The organism is Streptomyces sp. NPDC002309, from assembly GCF_053593375.1.
This window is the reverse complement of record NZ_JBSFCI010000020.1, coordinates 32,132-50,919: the sequence shown is the minus strand read 5'-3', so window position 1 is coordinate 50,919 and position 18,788 is coordinate 32,132. Positions and strand designations below refer to the sequence as shown.

Genomic DNA, 18,788 nt, shown 5'->3' with positions numbered 1-18,788 from the left:
TGTCCCGCCCCGCCCGTCATGGAGACCACCGACAACAGCCTGACCTGGCTCTTGATGAACCTCTTGGAGCGCACGCCGGGCACCCGTCACGCCCTCGTGCTGTCCCGGGACGGTCTGAAACTGTGCTGGACGGAACATCTGACCCTGGACCAGGCCGACCAACTGGCCGCGATCTGCTCCGGCATGCAGGCGCTCGCCCAAGGCGCCTCCGTGGAGTTCGGCGACGGATCGGGCGGCGTCCGGCACTCCATGACCGAGTTCCACGGCGGGCTGCTCTTCATCGTGGGGGCCGGTGACGGCGCGCACCTCGCCGTCCTCGCCGAAGACAGCGCGGACCCGGGGGTGGTCGGCCATCAGATGACGGAGCTCGTGGACCAGATCGGCGACCACCTGCGGGCCGAGCCGCGCACGACCGTCGCACGGGGCGCCTCCGCGTGACCCGCAAGCCCGTGGACATCGGCGTCCCGGACCGGCTCCACACGGTCACGGGCGGTCGTAGCGAGGCCGACGACTCGTTCGACCTGGTGACGCTGATCGTCAGTGAGTGCGAGCCCACACCGGGAATGCAGTCCGAGCACGTGCGGATTCTCGAGCTGTGCCGGCATCCGACGGCGCTGGTCGAGCTCTCCGCCGAGCTGAAGCTGCCCATCACGGTCGTGCGGATCCTCCTCGGTGACCTGCACGACATGGGCAAGGTGAGTGCTCGTCACCCCCGCGCGGCCGAGTCCGTCGCGGCTCTCCCCGAAACCGCCCTGCTCCAGGAGGTGCTCCATGGGCTCCGCAACCTCTGAGCTGCCCTCGCAGCGCACGCCGCTGGCCGATGCCGCCGAGACCGGTTTGAAGATCGTCGTCGTGGGTGGTTTCGGCGTCGGGAAGACGACCCTGGTCCGCTCCGTGAGCGAGATCCGGCCGCTGAACACCGAGGAGGTGATGACGCAGGCGGGTGAGGGCGTGGACGAGACGGCCGGGGTGGAGCGCAAGACCACGACGACCGTCGCGTTCGACTTCGGGCGCATCACACTCAACGAGCGGATGGTGCTGTACCTGTTCGGCGCGCCGGGCCAGGAACGCTTCTGGTTCCTGTGGGACCGGCTGTTCTCCGGCACGCTGGGCGCGGTGGTCCTGGTCGACACCCGGCGCATGGCGGACTCCTGGTACGCGATCGACCGGCTGGAGCACCACAAGACGCCCTTCGTGGTGGCCGTCAACAGGTTCGACAACGACGCGAGCCGGTTCTCGCTGGACGAGATACGCCAAGCCCTCGCCCTCGGTGACCACGTGCCCATGGTCGACTGCGACGCACGGGTCAGATCCTCGGGCAAGGAAGTGCTGATCACCCTCGTCGACCACCTCTACACACTGGCACTCTCCCGTGAGGGGACATCGTGAGCGACGACACCGGCGCCCCGTCCACGAACACACCGCCACCGGGCTGCCCGGCGCATGCCTCCGCCGTTCAACTGGGCGGTCTGGAATACCAGCAGACGCCCTCTCAGCTGTATCGCGCCATGCGCACGGAGCACGGGGCGGTCGCGCCGGTGCTCCTGGACGGCGGCATCCCCGCTTGGCTCGTCCTCGGGTATCCCGAGGTCAGCTATGTCACCAGCCACGACGAGCTGTTCGCCCGGGACTCCCGGCGCTGGAACCAGTGGCCGCACATCCCCGAGGACTGGCCCCTGCTGCCGTTCGTCGGCCACCAGCCGTCGGTGCTGTTCACCGAGGGCCAGGAGCACCAGCGCCGGGCCGGTGTGATCACCCATGCGCTCGAGGGCATCGACCAGTTCGAACTGGCCCGCGAGTGCCAGGCGATCGCCGAGCACTTGATCACGGAGTTCGCCGGCAGCGGGCAGGCCGAGCTGATGAGCGCGTACGCGCACGCCCTGCCCGCTCGCGCGGTGCTGTGGATGTGCGGCGTGCCGCAGGGCAGCGCGGACACCGAGAAGCTCATCGACGATCTACGGATCTCACTCGACGCCGGTGAGGGCGACGACCCGGTGGCGGCGTACATGCGCGTCGGGGCCCGGATCGCGCAGTTGGTCAAGGAGAAGCGGGAGAGCCCCGGCCCCGACGTCACGTCGCGGATGATCCTCGACCCCGCCGGTCTCACCGACGAGGAGATCGTCCAGGACCTGATCTCCGTCATCGCGGCGGCGCAGCAGCCGACGGCCAACTGGATCTGCAACACCCTGCGACTGCTGCTGACCGACGAGCGCTTCGCGGTCAACGTCTCCGGAGGCCGGGTCAGCGTCGGTGACGCGCTCAACGAGGTGCTGTGGCTGGACACCCCGACACAGAATTTCATCGGCCGCTGGGCGGTACGCGACACGCAGCTCGGCGGACGGCTCATCCGTGAGGGCGACTGCCTCGTCCTCGGGCTCGCGGCGGCCAACACGGACCCGCAGATCTGGCCCGAGGCGCACGTCGGTGCCGAGAACTCCGCGCATCTGTCCTTCAGCAACGGTGAGCACCGCTGCCCCTATCCGGCGCCGCTCCTGGCGGACGTGATGGCCCGTACGGCGGTGGAGACGCTGCTGGAACGCCTGCCGGACCTGGTGCTGGGCGTGGATCCGGAGCAGTTGACCTGGCGGCCGTCCATCTGGATGCGCGGCCTGGCGTCCCTGCCGGTGCAGTTCACGCCGGCGCTGTGACCGCACCCTCCGCGGGCCGGCGTGATCCTGGACGATCCCCGGCCCGCGGAGGGCACGCGTGCGGTTGTCGGGCCCGCGATCAGCCCGCGACCGGGGTGAAGCGCACCGGCAGCGACTGTGGTCCGCGGGTGAATACTCCCTGCTCGGCCGGGTCGAACCCGTCGGCGAGGCGGAGGTCGGGCATGGCGTCGAGCAGTTGGTTCACGCCGGTCTCGACCTCCGCCTTGGCCAGCAGCGCACCGACGCAGAAGTGCCGGCCGAGCGCGAAGGCCAGGTGGTCGGCCGCGGCCGAGAACGCGGACGTCGTGGAGAGGTCGTCACGGAAGATGTCGAACCGGTCCGGCTCGCGGTAACGACGCTCGTCCCGGTTCGCCGACCCGATCAGGCAGGTCACCGTGGAGCCCTTCGGGATGGTGCCGCCGGAGACCTCGACGTCGGTGGCCGCCTGCCGCATGATCATGTGCACCGGCGGGGTGAAGCGCAGCGTCTCGGCGAAGGCGGCCGATATGAGGCTGCGGTCCTCACGGACGGCGGCCAACTGGTCCGGGTTCATCAGCAGGTTGGCGAGGATGCTCGCTATCGCCTTGTCGGTGGTCTCGCCGCCGGCGGCCAGCAGGAGGCTGCAGAACGCCTTGATGTCCTCGTCGCTCATCCGCACACCGTCGACCTCGGCGGCGCACAGGGCGGACAGCAGGTCGTCGCCGAGGTTGTCGCGCCGCTCCTGGATGATCGGAATCATGTACTCGGCGAACTCCACCCGCGTGCGCTCGCCGGCGGCGGTCACCTCGGCGTCGCCGGACAGGTTGCCGAGGAACGCGATCACCGCGGTGTACCAGCGGTGGAAGCGGGCGTGGTCGGCCTTGTCCAGGCCGAGCATGTCCGCGATCACATTGACCGGGAACCGGGTGGCGTAGTCGCTGACGATGTCCGCGGAGCCGGACTGCCGGAAGGCGTCGATGAGTTCACGGGAGTTCCGCTCGATCACGGGCAGGAACTTCTCCTGGAGGTCGCTGCCCCGGAACGCGGGGGCGACGAGGGCGCGCCGCACCGCATGTTCCCGGCCACTGAGCTGGAGGATCGTCTTACCGTGGACGGGCTCCAGCTGCCAGTTGTAGTTGTCGGTCGTGAACTCGGACTGCTTGTCCTTGAAGACACGTTCGACGTCCTCGTAGCGGGAGATGATGTAGCTCTGGGTGGCTTCGTGCCAGATCAGCGGTTCTTTCTCGCGCATCACCGCGTACGCGGGATAGGGGTTCGCGGCGAACTCGGGGGACAGGATGTCGGGGGCTTGCTGGGCAGTGGACACGGAACTCCTCTGAATGGACGCATGCCGTCGCACAGCAGGTTAATGATCTTTCCCTGGCTCAAACAGGTTACTCCTGGTCATAGTTGAAAACGTTATCGATCTTGGAGCAGTGGCTGCCGGGTCCGGCGGCCGAAGCCGGGCGTCCTGCGGCCTTGTGGAACGTCGGCACGCCTGGGGATGCTGAGCGGATGATGACTTCCGTCGTTGCGTTCGCGGGTGCCGCGCTCCTGATCGCCATGGTCCCCGGGCCGAGCACGGTCGTGATCCTGCGCAGAACGGTGCTGAACGGCCGAAGGAGCGGGATGGCCACGGTCGGGGGCAACGAGTGCGGCGTCCTGCTGTGGGGCCTCGCCGCGGCCTTCGGGCTCTCCGCCCTGCTGCTGGCCTCGCAGGTCGCCTACGACGTCATCCGGATCACCGGTGCCGGGGTGCTCGTGTGGATGGGCGCGCGTGCCCTGTGGCAGGCGAGGCGGACCCGCAGGGCGGACGGCGGGCCCGCGGAGACAGCCGCGGTGTCGCTGGGGAAGGCGTACAGGCAGGGGCTGGTCACCAACTGCGCCAATCCGAAGGCCGGCGTGTTCGCCGTCTCCTTCCTGCCGCAGTTCGTGCCGCACGGCGCGCCGGTGCTTCCGACGCTGCTCGCCCTCTCCGTGATCTGGGCCGTGGTCGATCTGCTCTGGTACCTCCCCTTGGTGTGGCTCGCCGGACGTGCCGCGGGGGTGCTCCAGCGGCAGTCCGTCCGCCGCCGGACGGAACAGCTCTCCGGGGCGTTGCTGGTCGGGATCGGGGCGCGTCTGGCCGTCGAGTCCTGAAACAACCCTCTCGACCGCCGAACGCTCAGTCGAGACAGAACTCGTTGCCCTCGATGTCCTGCATGACGATGCACGCGTCATGGCCGTCGTACAGGAGCCGCACGCGTACCGCGCCGAGCGCGACCAGTCGTGTGCACTCGGCCTCGAGCTTGGCGAGGCGCTCCTCACCCACCAGGCCGGTACCGACCCTCACATCGAGGTGCACCCGATTCTTGACGACCTTGCCTTCGGGGACACGCTGGAAGAACAGGCGCGGGTCCGCACCCGAGGGATCGACGCAGGCGAACCACGCGCCACGCTCGTCGGGAGCCTGGGAGCGGTCGAAGTCGTCCCATGTGGCGAACCCTTCCGGCGGTGGCGGTACGACGTACCCCAGCACCTCGCACCAGAATCGCGCGACGCGCTCGGGTTCCGCGCAGTCGAAGGTGACTTGGACCTGCTTGATCGAGGACATCGGCGCACCATAACAGGAGCAGCCACTCCGCGGCGGCGGTGTTTTCGCCACGGAATCGCTGCTTGAGGGCTCAGGTCAGGCGCGGGCCGATCCCGATCAGCAGCGCTGTGCACAGGACGAGGGTGCGCCTCTCCCTCGCACCACACGGGCGCAGTGCGAGGGCCGGCGGGCCGACCGGGGCGTTCCTGCGGTACATCGGATGAAATCCTCATGTCCCACCCCTCGTTGACCTCCTCCTCTTCCGCAGACGGGCGCGCCGCGCCCAACTCCTCTGCTTCCGACTGCCCGTGACGTCATGTCGGCCCCGGGACGCGCGAGGTCTGGACAGCCACCCGAGAGCGTGTTGTCATTCCGCTGTCGCAGGATTTCCAACGTTGAAAGAGCCGTCTGACCGCACCCGTACCGGCGTTCGCCTGTGACCGGTCGAGGTCGAGGGCCTTCGTGCGAGGAAAGGTTCGATGACAAGACAACACATCCGCCCGCGAGCCGGAATGTGGGCGCTGCTGACCGCGGCGGCCCTGGTGCTGCCTCCCGGCGGCCTGGCCGCCACCGCCACCGCCGCGCAGCCGGCCGGCCCCACGTCGGCGCCCCCCGCCGCCGGACAGTCCGCCGCCGGACAGTCCGACGTCGAGGTGCACGGTCTGAAGGGCGAGTACTTCAGCATGTCCGCGCCCGGCGCCCGGGACTTCGCCCAGCTCGGGGGCACGCTGCTCGAGCCGCAGATCAACTTCTCCGGCCTGACCGGCACGTTCCAGGAGCTGAACGGCAGGACGGAACACACGACGGCCCGCTGGACAGGGCGGATCGAGGCACCGGCCACCGGTGACTACACCTTCCACGCCATCGGCGACAACGGCTTCCGTCTCTTCCTCGACGGCGAGCCGGTCATCGACCACTGGGAACCGGACTGGGACCGGGAACAGACGAGCGCGCCGATCAGACTGACGGCCGGAGAGAAGCACGACTTCCGGCTGGAGATGTTCCAGGACTTCGGCGGCGCCAACATGTTCCTGCGCTGGTCGACCCCGGACCAGCCCAAGCAGCTCGTGCCCATGTCCGCGTTCACCCCGCCGGAGGGCTTCGAGGTCTACCCGGTGGAGATGTCCGTCGGGGCGGACGGACGCCGGCTGCGGGCCCGGTTCGAGGGCCGGGTCGGTGATCTGCGCTCGGTGAAGGACCACCTGAAGGTCGAGGTGGACACCACCGCGATGCCCCTGAAGTCGGTGACCGCCGCTCCCGGTGACCGCGACTCGCTGCTCGTGACGCTGGCCGAGCCCATCCAGAAGAACCAGCAGGTGCGGGTCACCTACGACGGCGAGGGCGGCCTGACGGCCGGCGGCGAGACCGTGCCGAAGGTCATCCGCTACGCCGAGAACGCCTCCACGCACCGGCTCACCACGACCTGGGGCGACCGGCTCGACGAGAAGAACCCGCTGCCGGAGTACCCGCGCCCTCAGCAGGTGCGCGCCAAGTGGAAGAACCTGAACGGCTCCTGGCAGTTCAGCGGCGCCACGGCCGGCGAACAGCCCGTGTTCGGCAAGGACCTCGACGAGAAGATCGTCGTGCCGTTCCCGGTCGAGTCGCAGCTCTCCGGGCTGGAGCGGCACGAGGACCACATGTTCTACCGCAAGCTGGTGAACGTGCCAAAGGACTGGAAGGTCGGCAAGGCGGGCGACGGCAACCGGCTGAAGCTCAACTTCGGCGCCGTCGACTACCACGCGCGGGTCTGGGTCAACGGCACACAGGTCGCCCGGCACACCGGCGGTTACGACGCCTTCAGCGCCGACATCACGGACGCGCTCAAGGGCACCGGCCCGCAGGAGGTCGTCGTCGCCGTCACCGACACCGGCGGCGCCGACCAGCCGATGGGCAAGCAGTCGGTCAACCCCGGCGGCATCTTCTACACCCAGTCGTCGGGCATCTGGCAGACCGTCTGGATGGAACCGGTGGCCACGACTGCCATCGATAACGTTGTCACCACCCCGGACATCGACACGAGCAGCCTCGCCGTGACGGTGGAGTCGGACAAGGCGTCCGCGGGCGCCCGGGTGGAGGCCGTCGCCCGCGACAGGCGCGGCAAGGTGGTCGGCAAGGTCAGCGGGCCGGCCAACGAGCGGCTGCGGCTGCCGGTGGCCGGCCGGCACCTGTGGAGCCCGGACGACCCCTACCTCTACGACCTCGACGTCAGGCTCACCGACGGCAGGTCGAGCGACAGGGTCGGCAGCTACTTCGGGATGCGCGAGATAGGGGTCGAGAAGGTCGGCGGGTTCCAGAAGCTGGTGCTGAACGGGAAGCCGATCTTCTCGCTGGCGACGCTCGACCAGGGTTTCTGGCCGGACGGTCTGTACACGGCGCCGAGCGACGAGGCCCTCGCGTTCGACCTCGAGGCGCACAAGCGGCTGGGCTTCAACGCCGTCCGCAAGCACATCAAGGTGGAGTCGCCGCGCTGGTTCTACCACGCGGACCGGCTCGGTCTGCTGGTCTGGCAGGACTTCGTCTCCGGCAACATCACCAACGAGACCGGGCGGCGCGCCTTCGTCGACCAGGGCAGGGAGGTGATGCGGGAGCACCACAACTCGCCCTCCGTGATCAGCTGGATCGTCTTCAACGAGGGCTGGGGCGAGTGGGATCGCGCGGAGACCGGCCGGATCGCCGAGTCCGTGAAGCAGGCCGACCCCTCCCGCGTCGTGAACGCCCACAGCGGTGTCAACTGCTGCAACTCGAAGGGCGATTCGGGCAAGGGCGACATCATCGACCACCACGACTACAACAACGAGGACCCGCCGTTCCCCGACCACCGGGCCGCGATGGACGGCGAGCACGGCGGCTTCGTCCTGCGCACCCCGGGACACATGTGGCCCGGCGCTCCGACGGTGATCTACAGCGGTGTCGCCGACAAGGAGGCGCTGACGCGCAAGTACGTCGAGAACACCGAGGAGTTCTATCTCGACCAGGCCGGGGCCGAGCTGTCCGGCTCGGTCTACACCCAGATCACCGACCTGGAGAACGAGCTCAACGGCCTGTACACGTACGACCGCCGGGAGATCAAGGTCGACCCGGTCAGGGTCCGTGAGATCAACCGTGAGGTCGTCGCCGCCGGCGCCGCCGCGGGCGAGCGGCAGCCACTGACGGGCGGCGGGCACTGGGCTCTCGACGAGGGCACCGGGACCACCGCGAAGGACGACGGCCCTAACGCGAGGTCCCTGACCCTCACCGAGGGCACCGCCTGGACACCGGGCGTCAGCGGCAGCGCGCTGAAGTTCGACGGCCAGGGCCAATACGCCGAGACGGACGGGCCGGTGCTCGACACCACCGGGAGCTACTCGGTGTCCGCCTGGGTGCGGCTGGACGAGCTGCCGGGCAACTACGCGACCGCGGTCAGCCAGGACACCCGGCGCCAGGCCAGCCCGTTCTACCTCCAGTACGGGCAGGGCGCGTTCGCCTTCAGCACCCCGGGAGGCAACCGGGCCCGGCTGGTGACCACCCCGGACAAGGGGCGCTGGTACCACCTCGTCGGCGTCCGCGACGGCACGGACGACACCATCACGCTGTACGTCGACGGGAAGCCGGCGGCGACCGTCACCGGCGGTGCGGTCTACCCCAGCACCGGTGCCCTGACGCTGGGCCGCGCCCAGTGGGACGGGAACAGGACGGACTACTGGAACGGCTCTGTCGACGAGGTACACGCCTTCGACAAGGCGCTCACCGCCGAGGAGGTGAGCGCGCTCCACACGGACGAGAAGCCGTAGCGGAGCGGTGAGGCGAGGGCCCCGGCGGGAAGCACCCGCGCCGGGGCCCTTCGCGTTGTCGTGGCGCCGGGGCGAGACCGCGACCTCGGCGAACGAGCATGTCCTGATGGCCGGTTGGCGTGTACCCGGCTTGGTCCAGCCGCCGTCGGCGCACTCCGGCACGCCCACGCCCCTTGCCTGCCGCCGGCGCCGGCGATGGCGATGGCGATGGGCCAGGCACCACATTCCCGGACCTCTGATGCGAAGATTCCCCCGATCACCCGGACCGGAGTCATCCCACGCTGTGCGCTCGCAGCCAGGCGAGGACTTCCTCGGGGTGCCGGTCAGGCGGGAAGACCGGGTAGAAGCAGTGCTCGATCGATCCGTCGCGGATCACGAGCGTGAAGCGGCGCAGCAGGGTCTGTCCGGCGGCTTCGAAGGTGGGCAGACGAAGAGTCCGGGTCAGTTCCAGGTCCGCGTCGCTGAGCAGCGGGTAGGGCAGGTGGAGCCGCTGAACGGCTTCCCGCTGGTAGGCGCTGTCCTGAGTGGACAGGCCCATGACCTCGGCGCCGGCCGCTCGCAGGTCTTCGGCAAGGTCACGGAAGGCGCAGGACTCCGGTGTGCAGCCACGGGCGCCCGGGATGAGGTCCCAGTGCGGAACAAGCGGATCTCTGTCCGGACGTCCGGTCCGCGGATAGGCGAAGAGGACAAGGCGCTCACTCTGCCCCCTCGCCCGATCGACCCTGACCGGCCGCCCGTCCGTCGACATCAGGCTCAGCTCGGGCATCGCGGTACCCGGCAGACCCGCGCACGCCCCGTCGTCGACCGGCACAGGCAGATCCGGGGGAAGAACAGTCGGATCATGAGGCATATGCCGATGCTATACACGACCCGGCCGTCCCGCCGACCGATGCCGACCCACGCTCCTGGTGCACGGGGCGGGGCGTGCCGAAGCGGCGGCGCGTTCCACGACGCGCCGCCGCCCGCTCGGCCCTGTGCCCTACGCCCGGATCACGGGGCCCACGGTGCCTCCACCGTCCACGTGGTGTCCTCCGTGAACAGCGCGGGGTTGTCCCAGGTGTGCGTGCCGCCCGGGGTGGCGAGCCACAACTGGGCGTCGTAGTGGCGCAGATACTGCTCCGGGAAGTTGTACGCCGACAGCCGCACTCCCCCGTTCGCACCCCGGACCGGGCAGAAGGTGGCGTCGGCCCGGAAGAGATCGCCGCTGCCCGCCTCCTTGTACACGCGGTACTCGCGGTGCCGCAGGTACTCGCCGGGGTAGTTGCGCGACTCGAAGCTGTAGCAGGTGTTGTCGGCGAGGCCGGGGACGATCTTCCAGGTGGCGTCGTTCTTCAGCAGGGCGTCGCTGCCGCTGCCGACGACCTCCGTGAAGGCCGCGCCATCCTTGTGGCGCACGTAGCGGTCGGTGTGGCCGGGTGTGGTCACGCGCAGTGACCTGTACTGGCCGGCGGGCAGGGTGAGCGGGGTGGTGGAGCCGCGGGAGGCGTCGATGAGCGCGCGGTTGGCGGCCCTGATCCTGGCCTCGTCGACCTTGACGACCTGGCGGTCGTAGGTGAGCAGGCCGTTGGCCTCGTTCTCGACGTCGGTGATCTCGGTGTAGACCGAGGCGGACAGGCCGCGCGGCATGCGCACCTCGCGGATGGCGTCGATCAGGCCGGTGAAGCGGTTGTTCAGGTGGGCGAGGCTCGGCTGGTCCTCGTAGCTGAAGCCGCCGCCGGGGTACCACTCGTGGCCCGCGACCTTGAAGCCGAGGCCGCCGAACTCGCCGAGCACGGCCGCCCGGGTGGCGCTGGGCACGGTGGTGCCCGGCCCGACGTAGACGTGGTGGTCGACGACGTCGCCGTTGCCGCCGTCGACGGCACCGCAGCAGTTGACGCCGCTCATGTTGTTCACCAGGCGGGAGGGGTCGTACGCCTTCACCTCGGTGGCGATACGGGCCTGGTCGTACTGGCCCCAGCCCTCGTTCTGGTTGACCCACATGACCAGTGAGGGTGAGCTGCGGTGCTGGTCGATGACGCGGTCGTACTCGGCCTCCCACTGGGTGCGGGCGGCGGCGTCGGGGGTGCGCAGGTCCATGGAGGGCATGTCCTGCCAGACCAGCAGGCCGAGCCGGTCGGCCCAGTGGAACCAGCGTTGAGGTTCGACCTTGATGTGCTTGCGGACCATGTTGAAGCCGAGGTCCTTGTGTTTCTGGAGGTCGTGGCGCAGGGCCGCGTCGGTGGGCGCGGTGTAGATGCCGTCGGGCCAGTAGCCCTGGTCCAGCGTGCCGGTCTGGAAGACGAACCGCCCGTTGAGGACGGGCCGCAGCAGGCCGTCGACGCGGGCGAGGCCGACGGAGCGCATGCCGGTGTAGCTGCCGACGGAGTCGACGGTCGTGCCGCCGGAGAGCAGGTCGGCCTTCACGTCGTAGAGGAACGGGTCCTCGGGGGTCCACAGGCGGGGGCTGGGGACCGGGACGGTGAACTCGGTGCCGACAGGGCCGGTGGCCGTGCCGATGGTGGTACCGCCGGTGGAGACGGTGACACGGGCCTGGTGGCCGCTGGTGCCGGCGCCGCGGACGGTGACCTTGAGGCGGTTGTTCGCCAGGTCCGGGACCATGTCGAGGCGCGCGATGTGCGCGGGCGCCGTGGGTTCGAGCCAGACCGTCTGCCAGATGCCGGACGCGGCGGTGTAGAAGATGCCGCCGCCGGGGTGTGGGGCGACGTCACGGATGCGCTGCTTGCCGACCGCCTGGCTGCCGGTCTCGCTGGGGTCCCACACGGAGACGACGAGGGTATTGGTGCCGCCGTTGAGGAGGTCGGTGATGTCGTGGGTGAAGGCGTCGAAGCCTCCGCTGTGGACGGCTCCCGCCTGGCGGCCGTTGACCCACACGGTGGTGCGCCAGTCGCTGGCGCCGAAGTGGAGCTGGACGCGGCGGCCGTTCCAGCCGGCCGGGACCGTGAAGGTGCGCTTGTACCAGAGCTTGTCGTTCTGGGTGATGCGGCGCTGGATGCCGGAGAGGGCGGACTCGGCGGCGAACGGGACGCGGATCTGCTCGGCGAAGGACGCGGGCTGGCCGGCGTTCGCGGCGGTGACGGCGAAGTCCCAGATGCCGTTGAGGTTGGCCCAGTCGGGCCGGGCGAGCTGGGGGCGCGGGTACTCCGGCAGGGGCGTGTCGGTGGGCACCTGGTTCGTCCAGGGGGTGGTCATGGGGGACGGTTTGGGGGTCCACGCCCGGGGCGCGGCGGTGGCGGTGCCGGTGGCCGTGAGGCCCGTACCGCCGACGAGGGTCAGCGCGGCCAGCGCGGTGGTGGCCCACCGCGCCGTCCGTCTGAGCCAGGCACTCGGGCGGCGCGGTGCGGGTGACGTGGGACGCATCGTGACTCCTTCGCTGGTGGGGATGCGGAGACGTGCGTGTGCGGACGGCGGCCGGGCGCTGAGACACCCCGGCCTGCCTGGATCCGGACGAGGCGGCCGGGATCGCGTGTCGCGCGGCCGCCACGTCCGGCGTTCTCACATGAGTTGCCTTCGTCGGCCCAGCCAGGTCTGGGCGACGACGACCACCGCCAGGAAGGCGCCGCTGACGACCTGCTGATACGAGGAGTCGAGGGAGCCGATCTGGTTGATGACGTTCTGGATGACCTTGAGCAGCAGGACGCCGACCAGCGAGCCGCTGACGTAGCCGAGGCCGCCGGTGAGCAGGGTGCCGCCGATGACCACGGCGGAGATGGCCTCGAGTTCCATGCCGTTGCCGAGGATGGTCACGCCGGAGGCGAGCCAGGCGGCGTTGAGGGCTCCGGCCAGCCCGGCCAGCAGTCCGGACAGGGTGTAGACGAGGATCTTGGTCCGGGCGACCGGGGCTCCCATCAGGGCTGCCGCGTCCTCGTTGCCGCCGACGGCGTAGACGTGCTGCCCGAAGCGGGTGCGGCGCAGCACCACCGCTCCGGCGGCGAACAGGCCGAGCGTGATCCACACGGGGTTTCCGAGGCCGAGGGTGGTGCCCTGGCCCAGTTCTGCGAGGAAGGAGCCCTTGCCGATCAGGAAGGTGTCCGCGCCCTCGTCCGTGATGGCCAGCATCAGGCCGCGCGCGCCGAGCATCGCGGCCAGGGTGACGATGAAGGGGGCCAGCCGGGAGCGGGCCACGAGCAGCCCGTTGACCACGCCGATCAGGCCGCAGACCGCGAGGGGCAGCAACAGGGCGACCAGGGTGCCGTGGCGTGATCCCCAGGCGGCCAGGACCCCGCCGAGCGCGAACAGGGACCCGACCGAGAGGTCGATGCCACCGGTGATGATCACGAAGGTCATGCCGAGGGCGACGATCGCGAGGAACGCCGAACTGGTGGCCATGTTGCCGATGTTGTCGCCGGTGGCGAAGGAGTCGAAGCTGAACGACGCCACCAGGCAGACGAGCACCAGCACGGCCAGTGCGCCGTGCTGCTGGATCAGGGCGCTGAGCCGTTCGGAGCGGGCGGAGCCGACCGGTTCGGTCTCCCCCGACGGCTGCTTGCTCGCGGTGGTCACGGGTGCCTCCGTCCTCGTGGCGGTCATCGCTTCCCCCGCTCGCTCGCCATGGTCACGGACGCGCCCGTTCCCGTGGTCGTCATCGCTTCCCCCGTCCCCGTGCCGCGTACACGGCGGCGACGATCACTATGGCCTGGGCGATCTGGGTCCAGGAGGGCGGCAGATCGTGCTTGATGAGGGTGGCCGTCAGCAGCTGGATCAGGACGGCGCCCGCCACGGTGCCGGCGATGTTGACCCGGCCGCCGGTCAGCGGGGTGCCGCCGACGACGACCGCGGTGATGGCGGAGAGCTCCATCAGGTTGCCGAGGGAGGTCGGGTCGCTGGCCTGGAGGCGCGCGGTGGCGAGCACTCCGGCGACTGCGGCGAGCAGGGCGCAGACGACGTACACGATGATCAGTACGCGGCGTACGGGCAGTCCGGCGAGCTGTGCCGCGGGGCGGCTGTCGCCGATCGCGAGAAGTTGGCGGCCGAAGGTGGTGCGGCGGACCACGAAGGCCAGCAGCAGTGCCAGGCCGGCAGCGATCAGGATCAGATACGGGATGCCGAGGAGGTCGCCGGAGCCGAGGGAGGCCAGTGCGGGGTTGCGCAGGTCCTCCAGCTGCGGCAGCAGGACCAGCGCCAGGCCCCGGCCGCCGACCATGAGCGCCAGGGTGGCGACGATCGGCTGCACCCCGACGAACGCGACCAGCGCGCCGTTGGCCAGACCGACGGCAGCGGCGAAGACGGCCACCACCAGCAGCGCGGGCAGCAGGCCGTAGCCGAGGTAGAGGGCGGTGACGGAGGCCGCCAGCGCCATCACGGCGCCGACCGACAGGTCGACGCCCTCGGTGCCGATGACCAGTGCCATGCCGAGGGCGACGATGATGACCGGCGCGACCTGCACGGCCTGGGTGCGGAAGTTCTCCGCGGACAGGAAGTACGGGGTGATGACGATGTTGACGACGAGCAGGACGGCCACTCCGGCGTAGACGCCGTAGGTCTGCAGCCATTGCAGGACGCGGGCCTTGTCCAAGGGGACGGTGCGCAGGGCGGCCTCAGCCATCGGTCGCCGCCTCCTTCGCCAGGTCCGGCGCGGGGGCGTCCCCGGCGATGGTCCGCATCAGCTTGTCCTCGGTGACGTCGTCGCCGTTCAGCTCGCCGACGACGGCGCCGTCCTTCAGTACGACCACGCGGTCGGACCCTTCGATCAGTTCCTCCAGGTCGGAGGAGATGAGCAGGACGCCCAGGCCGTCGGCGGCGAGTTCGTCGACCAGTTTCTGCACCTCGGCCTTGGCGCCGACGTCGATGCCACGGGTGGGCTCGTCCAGGAGCAGCACCTTGGGGTTCATCGCCAGCCAGCGGGCGAGCAGCACCTTCTGCTGGTTGCCGCCGGACAGTTCGCCGACCTTCTGCTGCGGCGAGGACGCCTTGATGCGCAGCCGCTTCATGAAGGTGTCGACGATGCCGTCGACGCGGGACTCGGAGACCAGGCCGAAGCGCGACAGGCGGGGCAGGACGGCGAGCGCGATGTTCTCGCGGACCGAGAGACCGGGGACGATGCCCTCGCTCTTGCGGTCCTCGGGCAGCAGGCTGACGCCCGCCCGGATGGCGGCCGGCGTCGAGCCGCCGCGCAGGGGGACTCCGGCCACGGTCACACGGCCGGAACTCGGCTGCAGGGCACCGGAGATGGCCTTCGCCGTCTCGGTGCGTCCGGAGCCGAGCAGGCCGCCGAGGCCGACTACCTCACCCGGCCGGATGCTCAGGGAGACGCCGTGCAGCTGGTGTGGGACCGTCAGTTCCCGTGCCTCCAGAACCGGTTGGGTGTCGATCGCACCGTGGTCGCCGGTGAACTTCGTCAGTCCCTCGGCGCGGACCTCGCCCAGGTCCCTGCCGAGCATGGTGGACACCAGGGTGAGCCGGTCCAGGTCGGCCAGCCGGCCGTGGTGGACCCGACGGCCGTCGCGCAGCACGGTGACGGTGCCGCAGACGGCGTAGAGCTCGTCGAGGCGGTGGCTGACGTAGACGACCGCGATGCCGGCGTCGCGCAGGCGCCGGATCACCGAGAAGAGGGTCTCCACCTCGCGCGGTTCGAGCGAGGAGGTCGGCTCGTCCATGACGACGATCCGCGCGTCGGTGGCCACGGCGCGGGCCAGGGCCACCATCTGCTGGGCACCGACGCCGAGGGTGCGCAGCGGCCGGCGGACGTCGACCCGGACGCCGTAGGCGCGCAGGACATCCTCGGCCTCGCGGTTCATGCGGGCGATGTCCAGCACGCCGAGGCGGTTGCGCGGCTCCCGGCCCAGGAAGAGGTTGCGGGCCACGCTGAGCAGCGGGATCAGGTTGACCTCTTGGTAGATCGTCGAGATCCCCGCCTTCTGCGCCTCCAGGGGGGTGGCGAAGGAGACTTTGCGGCCCTGGAAGGTGATCTCGCCGGCGTCGGCCCGGTACACGCCGGTCAGGAGCTTGATGAGGGTCGACTTGCCGGCGCCGTTCTCGCCGATGAGGGCGTGCACCTCACCCGCGTGCAGGGTGAGGTCCACGTCGTCCAGGGCCCGGACGCCGGGGAAGCTCTTGCTCAGGCCGCGGACGGCGAGGACTTCGGCGGGTGGTGCCGCCACCTGTGCCTCCAGGAGAAGTGATCGAGAAGGTGCGATGGGGCCAGGACGGCGCGTCCGGGCCCCGGGGAGGATCAGTAGGCCTTGCCGATCTCCGACTTGGCGTTGTCAGCGGTGTAGGCACCGTCCTCGATGACGATGTCCTGCGCGACTTCCTCGCCCTTGGTGAAGGTGTCCAGCGTCTGGAACGCCAGCGGCCCGAAGCGCGGGTTGGACTCGATGACGCCGCTGATCCAGCCGTCGACGATGCCCTGGACGGCGTTGCGGGTGCCGTCGACGGTGACGATCTTGACGTCGCCCGGCTTCTTCCCGGCGCCCTTGAGCGCGGCCACGGCGCCGAGGCCCATCTCGTCGTTCTCCGCGTAGATGCCCTTGATGCCGGGCTTGGACTGGATGAGCTGCTCGGTGACCTGCTGCCCCTTCTCCCGGGCGAAGTCACCGGTCTGCTCGAACACCACCTTCAGGCCGGGGGCTTCGGCGGCGATCTGGTCCTTGAAGCCCTTGGTGCGTTCGGTGGTGACGTTGTTGCCGGCAGAACCGAGCAGGATCGCGACCTCGCCCTTGCCGCCCGTGGCCTCGATCATCTGGTCGGCGGCGCGCCGGCCCTGCTCGACGAAGTCCGAGGCGATGAAGGAGACATAGTCCTCGCAGGCGGTGGCGTTGATCTTGCGGTCGATGGTGACGATCGGGACCTTCTTGGCCGCCGCGGCCTGCAGCACCGGGTCCCAGCCGTCGGAGTTGAGCGGGGCGATGACCAGCAGGTCGGCGCCCTTGGCGAGCAGGTCCTGGACGTCGCTGATCTGCTTGGAGAACTGGGACTGGGCGTTGGCCGTCAGCAGCTTGACGCCCCGCTTCTCCGCCTCGTCCTTGATGGACTGGGTCTCCGCGATGCGGAACGGGTTGGCCTCCTTCTCCGACTGGGAGAAGCCGACGGTCGCGTTCTTGAGGTCGAGCTTCTCGCCGCCGTAGGCGTCGACGGTGCAGGTCTTGCCGCCCGGCTCGGGCGAGGCGACCTTCTGCTCGGCACCGGCGGCGGGCGGGGACTTGGTGTCCTTCGACGCGTCGTCCTCCGACTTGGCGCAGGCGGTGGCGGTCAGGGCCACCGCGGCGGCCAGGGCCACGACCGTGGGTCGGGCGAGGAGGCGAGGACGGTCAGTTGTGCGCTGCATGGTGACCCCGATCCGGGCGACGCTGAAAGGGAACTGGGGAGGTGCGGCACAGTGCGCGAACACTGCTCCCCCTCCGGCGGAATTGGTTGGCAGGTCCGCCGCAAAGAGGTTTTTACATCGTTGGAAGGATGCTGTAAACCCCCTCTGCACGAGGGCACTTGGACGGTGAGGAAGCGCAACCCGCCGCATATAGGGCCGACTTACCGGCGCCCCAAGGTGCTCTCCCGCTCCACCAGGCTGTGGTCGGCCCAGATGCGCCGTGGTTCGGGAGCGGCGCCGTTGAGCCGCGAGAGCACCGACTCGACGGCGAGCCTGCCGATGGCCGCCTTGTCGGGCGACACGGAGGTGAGGGTCACCGCGCCGAATCGCCCCTCGACGACGTCGTCGAAGCCGACGACCGCGATGTCGCCGGGAATCCGCAGCCCTCGCTCATGCAGGGCCCGCATGGCGCCGATGGCCATCGGGTCGTTGTAGGCGAACACCGCGTCGGGACGTCGCCCGCTGTCCAGGATGCGGGTCAGGGCCGCCGCGCCGTCCGCGTGCCCCCAGCCGACGGTCTCGGCCACGAGCCCGTCGTCGGCCGGGAGTCCGGCCGCGGTGAGCTCCTCGCGCCAGCCGCGTACGCGCAGTTGGGCCGGCTCGCTGCGCCCGCGCCGGGCGCCGATGAAGGCCACCTCGCGGCGCCCGAGCCCGATCAGGTGCCGGACGGCGGCGCGGGCCGCGGCGACGTTGTCGATGGCGATGTGGTCGTAGGGCAGGTCGTACTCCCGCTCGCCGAGCAGTACGAGCGGCACCTGCTCCGTGCGGTCGCGCAGGTCGTCGGTCTCCAGCTCGATGGGGCTGAGGATGAGACCGTCGATGACACGGGCCCGGAATCCCTGGCTGACCAGCACCTCCTGTTCACGGCGGCCGCCGGTGTGGTCGAGCAGCACGATGTAGTCGTGCGCGGCGGCGGCGTTGATGACGGCGGCGGTGAGCTCGGCGAAGTACGGGTTGCCCAGCTCGGGCAGGGCGAGGGCGATGATGCCCGTGCGGCCCTTGCGCAGATGCCGGGCGGTCAGGTTGGGCTGGTAGCCGAGAGCATCGATGGACCGTTGGACGCGCTCACGCATGGCCGGTGTGACGTGCTGATAGTTGTTCACCACGTTGGAGACGGTCTTGATGGAGACCCCAGCGTGCGCGGCGACGTCCTTGAGGCTGACCCGCACGGCATTCCCTTCGAAGTGGCCCGACTCGGGTGGTCGGTGCGGGTGCCGTGTCGCCACCGTGAGCCGTGCGCCGAGTCCCTTTGGGTGATCTTTACAACGTTATATATCCGGGATCGGCGTACTGACAAGGCAGCGGACGGCACCTTCCGGAGGGGGCGGGCCGGGACGGTGTCTCTCTTTGCGGCGTCACTGTCGCCGGTGCGGCGCTCGACCGTCTGTCGCTCGACCGTCGGTCGCTTGGCGGTGCAGCGCGTGGCGGTGCAGCGCGTGGCGGTGCAGCGCGTGGCGGTGCAGCGCGTGGCGGTGCAGCGCGTGGCGGTGCAGCGCGTGGCGGTGCAGCGCGTGGCG

At 70.0% G+C, this 18,788-nt stretch carries 15 protein-coding genes; 6 read left to right on the top strand and 9 right to left on the bottom strand.

The genetic code is table 11. The annotated features are described in order from the left end of the window. The first annotated feature begins 18 nt into the window (after positions 1 to 18). The 4 genes from ACWCPM_RS18295 to ACWCPM_RS18280 are packed head-to-tail and all read left to right on the top strand — an operon-like array spanning position 19 to position 2,648. Entirely contained in the window at positions 19 to 438 is a 420-nt protein-coding gene (locus tag ACWCPM_RS18295) for a roadblock/LC7 domain-containing protein (protein WP_450977219.1), read from the top strand. Next, entirely contained in the window at positions 435 to 791 is a 357-nt protein-coding gene (locus ACWCPM_RS18290) for a DUF742 domain-containing protein (protein ID WP_450977218.1), read from the top strand. The genes ACWCPM_RS18295 and ACWCPM_RS18290 overlap by 4 nt, the downstream gene beginning before the upstream one ends. Then, positions 772 to 1,389 carry a GTP-binding protein gene (locus tag ACWCPM_RS18285; protein WP_450977217.1) on the top strand — a complete coding sequence of 206 codons (618 nt, stop codon included), beginning with the start codon at positions 772 to 774 and terminating at the stop codon, positions 1,387 to 1,389. The genes ACWCPM_RS18290 and ACWCPM_RS18285 overlap by 20 nt, the downstream gene beginning before the upstream one ends. Further along, positions 1,386 to 2,648: a cytochrome P450 gene (locus ACWCPM_RS18280; RefSeq protein ID WP_450977216.1), complete on the top strand. Its 1,263-nt coding sequence runs from the start codon at positions 1,386 to 1,388 to the stop codon at positions 2,646 to 2,648. Before ACWCPM_RS18285 ends, ACWCPM_RS18280 begins: the two co-directional genes overlap by 4 nt. Positions 2,649 to 2,727: 79 nt before the next feature. On the opposite strand, the gene ACWCPM_RS18275 is transcribed toward ACWCPM_RS18280, so the two are convergent. Further along, the gene (locus ACWCPM_RS18275; protein WP_450977215.1) at positions 2,728 to 3,954 is read right to left on the bottom strand and encodes a cytochrome P450; all 1,227 of its coding nucleotides are present in this window, start codon (positions 3,952 to 3,954) and stop codon (positions 2,728 to 2,730) included. Positions 3,955 to 4,142: 188 nt separating this feature from the next. Between ACWCPM_RS18275 and ACWCPM_RS18270 the strand changes: the two genes are divergently transcribed. Then, complete coding sequence (locus ACWCPM_RS18270; RefSeq protein ID WP_450977214.1) at positions 4,143 to 4,766, top strand: LysE family translocator; 624 nt, start codon at positions 4,143 to 4,145, stop codon at positions 4,764 to 4,766. Between the two features lie 25 nt (positions 4,767 to 4,791). Here ACWCPM_RS18270 and ACWCPM_RS18265 read toward each other — a convergent pair whose 3' ends face one another. Next, a complete protein-coding gene (locus ACWCPM_RS18265) occupies positions 4,792 to 5,220 on the bottom strand; it encodes a VOC family protein (RefSeq protein WP_450977213.1) in 429 nt (142 codons plus the stop codon). A gap of 458 nt (positions 5,221 to 5,678) precedes the next feature. On the opposite strand from ACWCPM_RS18265, the gene ACWCPM_RS18260 reads away from it, so the two are divergent. Then, complete coding sequence (locus ACWCPM_RS18260) at positions 5,679 to 8,969, top strand: LamG-like jellyroll fold domain-containing protein (protein WP_450977212.1); 3,291 nt, start codon at positions 5,679 to 5,681, stop codon at positions 8,967 to 8,969. A 271-nt stretch (positions 8,970 to 9,240) separates the two neighbouring features. Here the strand turns inward: ACWCPM_RS18260 and ACWCPM_RS18255 are convergent, their stop codons facing one another. From ACWCPM_RS18255 to ACWCPM_RS18225, 7 genes are all read right to left on the bottom strand, one after another. Next, a complete protein-coding gene (locus tag ACWCPM_RS18255; protein ID WP_450977211.1) occupies positions 9,241 to 9,819 on the bottom strand; it encodes a peroxiredoxin in 579 nt (192 codons plus the stop codon). 140 nt (positions 9,820 to 9,959) lie between these two features. Beyond that, positions 9,960 to 12,326, bottom strand: a complete 2,367-nt coding sequence (locus ACWCPM_RS18250; protein WP_450977210.1) for an AbfB domain-containing protein — start codon at positions 12,324 to 12,326, stop codon at positions 9,960 to 9,962. A 135-nt stretch (positions 12,327 to 12,461) separates the two neighbouring features. Next, a complete protein-coding gene (locus ACWCPM_RS18245; RefSeq protein ID WP_450977209.1) occupies positions 12,462 to 13,496 on the bottom strand; it encodes an ABC transporter permease in 1,035 nt (344 codons plus the stop codon). Between the two features lie 52 nt (positions 13,497 to 13,548). After that, positions 13,549 to 14,511 (bottom strand): ABC transporter permease, encoded by a 963-nt coding sequence (locus ACWCPM_RS18240; protein WP_450977208.1) that lies wholly within the window; start codon positions 14,509 to 14,511, stop codon positions 13,549 to 13,551. After that, positions 14,504 to 16,066 carry a sugar ABC transporter ATP-binding protein gene (locus ACWCPM_RS18235; RefSeq protein WP_450977207.1) on the bottom strand — a complete coding sequence of 521 codons (1,563 nt, stop codon included), beginning with the start codon at positions 16,064 to 16,066 and terminating at the stop codon, positions 14,504 to 14,506. Before ACWCPM_RS18235 ends, ACWCPM_RS18240 begins: the two co-directional genes overlap by 8 nt. A gap of 71 nt (positions 16,067 to 16,137) precedes the next feature. Continuing rightward, on the bottom strand, positions 16,138 to 17,232 hold the full coding sequence (locus tag ACWCPM_RS18230) for an ABC transporter substrate-binding protein (RefSeq protein WP_450977206.1): 1,095 nt from the start codon (positions 17,230 to 17,232) through the stop codon (positions 16,138 to 16,140). A 200-nt stretch (positions 17,233 to 17,432) separates the two neighbouring features. After that, positions 17,433 to 18,440 carry a LacI family DNA-binding transcriptional regulator gene (locus ACWCPM_RS18225; protein ID WP_450977205.1) on the bottom strand — a complete coding sequence of 336 codons (1,008 nt, stop codon included), beginning with the start codon at positions 18,438 to 18,440 and terminating at the stop codon, positions 17,433 to 17,435. Between the last annotated feature and the right edge of the window lie 348 nt (positions 18,441 to 18,788).